This window comes from Marinobacter sp. Hex_13, from assembly GCF_001566815.1.
Lineage (GTDB): Bacteria > Pseudomonadota > Gammaproteobacteria > Pseudomonadales > Oleiphilaceae > Marinobacter > Marinobacter salarius.
On record NZ_LSMM01000019.1, the window covers coordinates 1 to 10,086 of the forward strand.

General features: G+C 56.9%; 4 protein-coding genes. 2 read left to right on the plus strand and 2 right to left on the minus strand.

Features of this window, described 5'->3' with window-relative positions:
• Both AXW11_RS20790 and AXW11_RS04450 read right to left on the minus strand, forming a co-directional pair.
• The coding region (locus tag AXW11_RS20790) for a putative RNA methyltransferase (protein WP_353743716.1) at positions 1–116 on the minus strand (116 nt) is incomplete at its 3' end.
• A gap of 57 nt (positions 117–173) precedes the next feature.
• A complete protein-coding gene (locus tag AXW11_RS04450) occupies positions 174–1,223 on the minus strand; it encodes a hypothetical protein (protein ID WP_062816792.1) in 1,050 nt (349 codons plus the stop codon).
• Positions 1,224–1,470: 247 nt separating this feature from the next.
• On the opposite strand from AXW11_RS04450, the gene AXW11_RS04455 reads away from it, so the two are divergent.
• A complete protein-coding gene (locus tag AXW11_RS04455; protein WP_286791930.1) occupies positions 1,471–3,150 on the plus strand; it encodes a ShlB/FhaC/HecB family hemolysin secretion/activation protein in 1,680 nt (559 codons plus the stop codon).
• On the plus strand, positions 3,137–10,086 hold a 6,950-nt coding region (locus AXW11_RS04460; protein WP_286791932.1), incomplete at its 3' end, for a two-partner secretion domain-containing protein. The genes AXW11_RS04455 and AXW11_RS04460, both read left to right, overlap by 14 nt.

A 10,086-nucleotide genomic window follows, 5' to 3' on the forward strand; every position in this document is an offset into this window, starting at 1 on the left:
AGCAGGTTGGTATAACCCCGTTTGGCGCGATCAAAACGATGACCGTTGTCGCACTGCCAGCTGTTGCCGGAAAGAAGCAGGGGGAGGTCGCAACTGGGACATTTGAGAGTGGGCATAAGCAGAGATGGAGCATCCGTTAAGACAGGCAGTGAAACACAGTCGGTGATATAGGGCTATGGTTTCCGCATCGCCTGTCGCTCGGCCAGCTGCAGCCTGGCTTCAGCGGCCAGATTTCTCAATTCGCCATAATAGGCTTGGTAAGTGTTTTCCAGTACGGCTTGTACCGCCTTATTACTGCTTTTCAACTGCGTCATGGCTTGCTCATGGAGTTGCCGTATTTCGGCGTTGAGATTGTCGACCATGGCAGGTAACTGCTGGCGAGTGCGATCAATAAAGGCTATCTGGTTTTCCATTCGAATGACTTGGTTACGAAGCTGGCCAAGTTGACGGCGAATCCTGACCTGATCATCGTCCAGGTTGTTGGGTATCAGTTGTGATTCCAGTGCGTTCTGCTGAGCGGCCAGGCGGGATAGCTGGTTCTGTAAATGTTGCCGCTGACGCTGGTACTCCTCCAGCTGGGCTTGCAGGGATTGAAGTTGACCGGCCAAGGCTTGCCGCTGTTGTTGCAAATGCAACAGGCTGGAGACCGCTTCCTGCAGACGGCTGGATTCGCTGAGCAAATCTTCGTCCGGATTGTGCAGGCAGCGTTGCAAAAAAGCCTGGCGCACCTGTTCGTCCAGACTGGAGGGGAAAATCACCGCCAGCGGGTCAATCAGGTCGTTTTGCTTAAGCTGCTGCAATTGTGTCAGAGCAAAATCAGCCTGCTCACGGGCTTTGTCATAAAGTGCCAACGCCAGGCCGGTTTTTTCCGGAGGTTGATCATTGGCTGCACTGAGCAGTCCGAAGAGTGTCTCTGTGCGGTAGGGGTAATGAAGGGCTGTGCGTAAGAACCAGTCCTTGGCCTGCTCGGGTTGTTGTTCAAGGCGGTAGCTTTCTGCAATCAGCAGACTGGCTTGTACCGCGGAAGGACTGTCGGTCTCCACCTGTGTCAGTTGTTGTCGACCCTGAGAGTAATCTCCCGCAGCCAATTTTTGTGCGCCCTGACGAAGTAGCAGATGGTTTCTCAGTACAAAACTGGCGGCGGGGTCCAGTCTATTGGCGTCACGCAACGCAGCATTGTAATTCGGCGTCTTCTCCGGTGTGGTGTCCGTCAGCGGGGCCATGGCTCCTGCCAGGCTCGCGTGCACTGGCAAAGGGAGAAAAAGGAACAAAAGTACCAGAAAAACAACGGCTTTCCGCTGTGGGAGAGATGTGATGGAGTTCACGTCAGCGTTGTCTCCTGGCGCCATTAACAGACATAAAAGTGTAGAATCCCGCTTTCTTTTTAATCAGCGCAGCACATTACACAAATATTCGGTGGCGATGAAGTCGCACCACTGTGCGTTGGATGAATGACGGGCAAGGAAAGCCATGTTAGGGGAAAAGTTTGTTTTACGCTGTGGCGCCATGGTGCTGGGGCTGGCGGCCAATGCCGTGTGGGCGTCGCCGGATGCACAGCAACGCATGTTCGATCGACTGCAGGAGCAGGAGCGCGAGCGTCAGCAGCAGCAGCTGGAAGAGATGCAGCTACCCGGTGACCGGCCAGGGCTACGCTTGCCCGTGCCCGATACCTCCACACCGTCGGTCCGTTGTTTCCAGATTGATGCCATTGAGCTGAAAACCCTCAACGATGCCCCTGTGCCTTTTGGCCGCTGGTTCGAAAAACCAGTGCGCGAGGCGGAAGGTGCCTGCCTGGATATGACCGGCATCAAGGCTTTGCAGGCGAAGCTTTCCAACCGATTGATCGACAAGGGGTATGTGACCAGCCGGGTGCTGATCCCCGAGCAGGATGTGTCCTCCGGCAAGCTGGTGCTGCTGGTGGTTGCCGGCCAGGTGGAAGGCTTCGAGGCCGTCGGCATGCCGTTGCGGGTGCTGGAATGGGCCGTGCCGGCGCAGCCCGGTGACCGGGTCAACCTGCGTGATCTGGAGCATGCGGTGGAAACCCTGGCCCGGCTGCCACACCTGGATGCCAAGATGGATCTGGCGCCGGGGGAAGAGCAGGGTGGCACCGTCGTGCTCGGTCAGGCCGACTGGCCGCGCCGTTACCGTGGCACTCTGGTGGTAGACCAGGAGCATTACGGGGATATCAACCACGGTACCGCCCAGGCCGGGCTGGACTGGGGCAGCCCTTTCGGGCTCACCGACCGGGTGTCCCTGTCGCTCAATAGCGATCTGGATACCGAATTCACCGACCGTGCCTGGGGGGCCGGGCTGAGCTATGACATCAGCCTGGGATACTGGAACCTGGCTTTGAGTTACAACCGCCAGGAATACGAAAACGAAATCCAGGGGATCTTTCAGACGTTCGATTCATCCGGTGCCACGGACACCTCCCGGCTGGAGCTGACCCGGACGCTATACCGTAGCAGCCGCTCGCGGTTATCCCTGTCGTTACTGGGTACCTATACGGATGCGGAGAATCTGCTGGAAGACGCTGTCATTCGAGTCAGCTCCTATCATTTGCGAACCCTGGGCGGACGCCTTAATGCCAAACACCTGTTGGGGCGCACCCAACTGGCCGGTACGTTGACCATTGAAGAGGGGCATGGCGCGGGACCGGCCACCAACCTGCCCGGCGGACGGTCGATTGCAGACATTACGCACACGCGCTATCAGACATTTCTTACAGTCAACCGCTTCATAAAACCGTTATATGGGACTCTCGCATTGCGCGTTAATGCCCAGTACACCGACGAGACGCTGTTTCCGTCCGAGAGGTTTTCCCTGGCATCCCGCTCTGTCGTGCGTGGTTATCAGGATATTTCCGTCAGCGGCAACAATGCAGCGGCTGGCAGCGTGCAGTTCGATTTCTTTCCACCGATCCCCAGTCCGGTATCGGTGACGCCCTTTGCGGCCTATGACATGGGGGTAATTCCCGGTAACAGCAATGAGCCCCGATTTACCCGGCTGGATTCCGCCACGGCCGGCGTCCGGCTGGGTTATCGCTCATTGCGATTCACCACCGAAGTGTCCTGGCCCATGGAACAACATTCAACGGAACTGACTGACAGCGAGTACACCGTCCATGCCTCACTTTATGCCGAATTCTGAGCCGTCATCCTCCCCGGTGCCGCGATGGAAAAGCGGGCTGGTGCATACCCTGTCGCTACTGCTGATCTGGCAGCCCATGCTGCTGTCCGCCCAACCCATCACGCCCACCCATGGCACCAATGGGCGGCCCACCCTGGATCAGGCAGCCAATGGGGTGCCGGTGGTCAATATCCAGAACCCCAACGGCAAGGGTGTCTCGCAGAATTTCTACAATGACCTCAACGTCAGCGATAAAGGGCTGGTCCTCAACAACAGCCAGACGCTCACCCAGACCCAGCTGGGCGGTTACATCGAAGGTAACCCCAACCTGAAAAACGGCTCCGCCAGCCTGATCCTCAATGAAGTCATCGGCCAGAACCCCTCCAACCTGGCGGGCTACATCGAAGTGGGCGGCGCCCGCGCCGATGTGGTGGTGGCCAACCCCAACGGCATCAGCTGTAACGGCTGTGGCTTCATCAATACGAACCACGCCACCCTGACCACCGGGCAATCCATCATGGAAGACGGTGAATTGCGCGGCTTTGATGTGCAGGGCGGCGCCGTGTCCATTCTTGGTGAGGGTCTGAATGCCTCCAACACCGAACGTTTCGACATTATCGCCCGCTCCGTGACCCTGGCGGGTGAGTTGCATGCTGACCGCCTGAACATCGTCACCGGCCAGCAAAAGGTAGGCCGGCAGACCCTGGCCACCAGCAACGCCACCAGCGATGGCGACAAACCCCAGTTCGCCATCGACTCCTCGGCCCTGGGCGGCATGTACGCCAACCGCATCCGGCTGATCGCCAACGAAGACGGCGTCGGGGTGAAACTGGATGCGCCGGTGGCGGCGCAGAATGGGGATTTGCAGTTGTCGGCCAATGGCAAGATCCAGCATTCCGATCTGGCAGCCACCGGCAATATCGCCATAGATACCAACCAGCACGATGTCTCGGGCACAGGCACCGTGTGGGCACAGACGGATTTGAGCGTGAAAGCCGCGGATTACACCAATAGTGGGTATGTGGTTGCTGATGGGAAGGCGGATATTCAGGCCACCACCGTTACCAACACCGGCACCCTGGGGGGGCGGGAAGCGCTGACTGTCGAGGCTGATGCCATCCTCAATGATCAAGGCGGGGCCCTGCTCTCCGAAAACGATATCAACCTGTCAGCCGATCAGGTGACCAACCGGCTAGCGGACATCTATACCTCGGGGAATCTCACAATCAATGGCAACGATGGTGAGAGTGCTGAAAAGCTGGAAAACCGTTCCGGACGAATTGAGGCGGAAGGCGATGTTGCGGTTCAGGCGGAGCAGATTCTGAATGTGCGGGATGTACTCGATTGGCAAGACGTGTTGGTGGACGCCAAGGCGCAGTATTTCTGCATAGAGTGTCAGCATACCAACTTCACCATGCGCTATACCTTCACCGAAGAGTTTGTGCGTGAGCTGGATGAGGCAACTACAGGGCGAAGCCTTTTGGTAGCGGGTGGCGATATGTCACTTGTCGGGGAGGAGCTGGTTAATGAGACCAGCGACATTCTCGCCTACGGGGATATGAACCTTGATGTGGATCGCATTGACAATATTGGGCTGCATAGTGGCGAATATGTCCTGATCAATCATTACAAGACATACCTTTCCGATAACGAGCATGTGGCTAATGTCAGATATGGCATCGAACCATACAACAAGCGTAATTATTTCGGTGGTGCTCGGTACTGGGGTAGTGGTGGAAATAAGAAACTTGAGCATATGGCGTTGTTTGCTAGTCAGAACAACCCGAATTATGACCCGGATAACTTTCTAAGGCGTGAAGATAACTGGGTTGTAAAAAGGACGCCTCATATTGGTGAAGAAATCGTCCCACTGGAATCTGCTGAAATTCTGGGCGCCAATATTATCTCCGGCGGTAATCTGGACATGGGGGATGCGGCAGTCACCAATGGTGACTTGGGGCACAAGCAGGGTGGGGGCGTTTCTGAAGAAGAGCTTATCGCCGTTGGCAAAGGCGCTGGTCGCGGTGGCAATGATATGGACAGTTACCTGGAGGGGGCCAATGGCGGCCTGTTCTCCATTGCCGACCCGAACCACCCCTACCTGATTGAAACCAACCCTTTCTTTTCCACCCGCGATGGCTTTCTGGGCTCCGAGTACCTTCTCAACCGGCTGGGCTGGGATCCGAATGGCGCCATGCGTTTGCTGGGCGATGGGTTTTACGAGCAGCAACTGATTCGTCAGCAGGTGGTGGACCTGACCGGTCGAGCCTTGCTGGATGAAGAGTATGTGGATGCCAACGCCCAGTATCGTGCCTTGCTGGATAACGGCCTGTTCGCCGCCGAAGAACTGGAACTGACCGTTGGGGTGGCTCTCAGCCCGGATCAGGTCAATGCCTTGACCGAGGACATGGTCTGGATGGTGGAGCAGGAAGTGGCGGGTGAAATCGTATTGGTGCCGCAGCTCTACCTGTCGCCACAAAGTGCAGTCATTGACGACAACGGAGCCCTGATCGCCTCCGGGGGCGATATGGTGAACGACGGCGGCAGCATTGTTAACAGCGGCACCATCCATTTCGGGGGCGATGCCGATTTCGATCTCAACGAAGATGGCCTGCAAAATCTGGGTGGCACCATTAGTGGCGAAGGGGTACTGGATATCGACTCCGAAGGCGATGTCCGCAATATCAGCGGTACCATTAGCGCCCGCGAAGTAGCGCTCAACAGTGCCCAGGACATTATTAATCGGCGGCTTGCCTATCAGAGCGAGATAGCGGACGGAACTGGCTGGCGGGAATGGCATACCGAAATGGGCGCGGCTGCCACCATTGAAGGGGCCGATTATGTTGATCTGGATGCCGAGGGAGATATCCGTATCACCGGTAGTCGCATCCGGGGGGGCAATGTCGCACTCAATGCCGAAGGCGATATCGTCGTCGATACCGTGGCAGATCAATCCGGGAGAAAAGGCAACTACCATGGCGGCAAGCTCAGCGAATCCCGTGTCCGCCATATCGGTAGTGAAATCACCGCCACCATGAATCTGCTGGCCAGTGCCGGCAACGATTTCAGGCTGCTTGGCTCGGACCTGGCCAGCGATGGCGGCGTGCAGCTCTCAGCGGGTAACGACCTGCTGGTCGCCTCTGTCGCCAACAGCGACAGCTACGATTTCAAGGTGCGCCACGACGGCGAAACCAGCCATAACATCCAGCGCAGCGTGCGCCAGCAGGGTGCGTCGATTACGGGTGGCGGCGATGTGGTGATGGAGTCCGGGAATGATCTGACGGTGATTGCCAGCCGGCTGGAGGCTGGGGAAGATCTGTCGCTGATTGGCAAGGGCGATATTAGTATTCTGGCGGCGCTGGACTCGGATTACCTTTATAGCTACGAAGAAGACAAGGGCAGCTTTGGCAGAAAACGTACCGAAACGACAGAAACCAGTCGTCAGGATGTTGTTGGCTCGCAATTGGCCGCCCAGGGCGATGTGCTTATCAATGCCAGCAAGGACAAGCAGGGCAGGCTCGTTGGCTACGAAGCCGCTGAAGGGGATGTTACCTTTACCTCCGCCGATGTGCGATCACAAGGCGATACACTCATTGCCAGTGCCGGCAGCCTCACATTCGACAGCGCAGCCAATACTTACAGTCACGAACATCATAAAACCAAGAAAGGGACTATCAGTGCTCGTCAGAGCGGGCAAAGCACCCTGTCGATAACCCACCAGGGAACCAGTCTACAATCCGGTGGGGATGTGCAGATGATGGGGCTTAATGGCATTACGCTTGAGAACACTGATGTTTCCGCAAGCGGAGATTTGATAGCCAGTGCGGGCCTCTACAGTACCCAGAAAGAAACGTTGACGAACGACCAGGCAGATTTGCTGATTCGTGATGTCCACGATATCTACCAGTACGACAGTTATAAGGAAAGCTCCAAGGCAGACATCGGCGGCATGGTTGCCAGTATGGCAACGCTCGGTTTGGGGGGCGGTCTTGCCACCTTTAATCCCTTGGATTTTGCGGATGTGACCAAGGCCACAATGGTCAATGCACTGAATGGGGAAAAGGGATACACACAGGCATCCGGTAGTTACAGTGCTACCTCCCAGGGTTCGAACCTGGATGCCCAGGGAAGCCTGCTCCTGCAATCCGCCGGTGACATGCATATTCAGGGTTCTACCGTCTCAGGATTGCGGGACAGTGGTGAGGGAGAGGTTGAGGTCCAGGGCAGTACGGCGTTACTGGCGGGCACCCTGATTAATCCGCGGGATGGCCAGACAGTTCTGACGAATGATGAGGCCAATCTTTCCATCATCGCCGGTGAAAACCACCACTCGTCTTACTATGAGAAAGAAAAGTTCGGCGTGGATTATCTGGGCGCTGCAGGTGGTGCTATTACCCAGATGGCGGGCGCGGCGACCGGTGCCTTCAGCGGCGATTTTTCCGGCCCTGATGATCTTCCTGACGATGTCAGCATCAAACGAGAAGGCGAAGAGCAGCGCACCGAAAGTGTCACCCTGACCCAGTCTGTCGTTCAGGATAACCAACACCTCACGCTGTCCGCAGGTAATGATATGACAGCGGTGGCCTCCCAGATTCTCAGTGGCGGCAATATGGCCATGACAGCCGGTGGGGATGTGAATCTTGCTGCCGGGCTGGAAACCCTCAGCGATTACCAGGCCAGCTACGGTAACTCGTTCGATAATTTCACCGGTGGTTATGACCGTGGGCGCCTCTACGCTGGTATTGAGGGTGAACGTTATCGCCAAGAAACCCTGTTTGAGCAAGGCAAGGCCTTAGGTAGCCTGCTGCAGGTGAGCGGCCTGATTAACATGCAGGTGGATGGTGACGTCAATGTCATCGGCAGTGATTTTATTGCCGGCGGCCTGGATGCCGATATCGGTGGAGAAATGCGCTTTGGCGCCGCGCAGGAATATGAGCGAACCACCCATAAGTCCACCAACGAAGATACCAGCCTGACGGCTGGCGTTGGTAACAGTTACGTGGATGCTGCCTATGCAGCAGATGACTTCGTAAAAGCCTCCGAGGATGTAAAACGGGCCTATGATGCATTGCAGGCCGCCAAGGACGATCCCCGTATCACTGATATCAGCGATTACGAAGCCAACCTGACATTGGCGCTGCTCCAGCAGCAGGCGGTAGGTATCCAGGCGGCTACCTCGGTATCCGGTGCAGTGGAGAATGCCCCGTCGTTTGGTTTTTACGGCGATGTACAAATGGCCACGGAAACCACAGAACACACCAGCACCAGTGAAGCGCTGACCCACCGGGGCAGCCAGGTGCAGCTGGGTGCGGGTGGCATGAACCTGAAGGGTGAGGCCCTGACCCTCCAGGGCAGTCGACTGGATATTCATGACGGCGGTGGGCTGGATCTGGATGTGGACCGCTTCACGGTAGAAGCGGTCGCCGACACCTATAGCAACCAGAGCAGCACGGAAACCCATACGTCCACTCTGACAATTGCCAGCAGCAGTCGCAGCAACCTGGCTGGTGCCGCTGCAGTAGATGCGCTGTCCGGCGGCTTGGGCACCCAATCCAGCGAACAGCAGAGCCAGTCCCAATACTGGCAGTATGGTGCGGTCAACGTGGACGGTTTGATGAACCTGGACGTCAAAGATCAGACCACGATCCATGGGGGCAATGTCTGGGCTAGAGAGGTAACAGGGAATACCGGTAACCTCTCTGTCACCTCCCTGCAGAACACCAGCACCAGCGAGCATAGCAACCGCGGTCTCAACCTCGGCGGCGGCCAGGGCTTCAGCGCCAATGGTGGCTACAACACTACCTCGGGCTCCAGCGAACGGGCCTGGGTGGATCAGGTCAGCAGTTTCCATGGAGAGGAAGCGTTTGATCTGAGAGTAGACGGCCATACCCAGGTGGATGGTGCTGTGATCAGCGGCGGTGATCCGGACAACTTCACTCTGGACACCGGCACCTTCGCCTATACGGACATCCAGGACTATGATCGTGGCAGCAACAGCGGCTGGGGAGTCAGTACCAGCTTCAATCCCCTGGACCTGAAGGAGCAACAAAAAGCGCCCCAGGGCAGCACCACACTCAGTACGAACCGCAACGGCCATGACAAGGAAGGGATTACTCGTGCCACGATGGGTGAAGGAACGCTCATTGTTCGCGATGAAGACAGCGACAAGAACAGCGATTTGGCCGGCCTGAACCGTGATACGGACAACGTTCAGGAAATCACCAGGGATGAGATTACTGGTGGCCTGGATGCTGAGTTGACGTTGGATCATCGGTTAGTGACGGAACGTGGCCGCATGGAAATTGCCCGCGATGTGTCGACCACGCTGGGTATGCCCCAAGATATGGTCACTTCTGTCATCAAAGTGCTCGGCGACAGAAAAATCACCGAACTGGGCGTGTTGATTCACGAGCACGGCCTGACCCGCAAGCTCACCGAAGAAATCAAGCGCTTCCCGGAATACGATGCGCTGCGCAAGATTCTTGCGGACACCATGGGCGTTCCTGAAGACCAGACAGCTGATCGTCTGCGAACCCTGCTGGCCGAAATCGGCAGTGTAGCCGCTGAGAATCCGGAGCAATTACAACAGGCGATTGCCGGTTTTACCGAAGCGGGTGAGCAGGGAATTGCTCAAGGCGTGAAAGACGGTAGCGCCCTGAAAATTGCCCTCCACCAGGCAGTGGGTGAGGCCCTGGGCGGCGCGGATGGCGCCAGTGCTGCTGGCATCAACGAAATGCTGATGCCTTTGTTGGTGGATCTTGCGGGTAACAGCCCGGAGCGACTGCGAGCCTTGTCACGTATCGTGGGTGGCGCCAGTTCTGGTAATGCCCAAGGCGCCTGGATTGCCGAGCAGGGTACTACCTGGAACCGGCAGCTTCACCAGAATGAAGTCATTGCCATTCGTGATCAGGCCAAGGCCTATGCAGAGAAGCAGGGTATCAGCGAAAGTGAAGCGCT

Bases quoted from the DNA above. Each gene is read 5' to 3' on its own strand.
- AXW11_RS04450 (WP_062816792.1), bottom strand. From the start codon at position 1,223: ATGGCCCCGCTGACGGACACCACACCGGAGAAGACGCCGAATTACAAT.
- AXW11_RS04455 (WP_286791930.1), top strand. From the start codon at position 1,471: ATGTTAGGGGAAAAGTTTGTTTTACGCTGTGGCGCCATGGTGCTGGGG.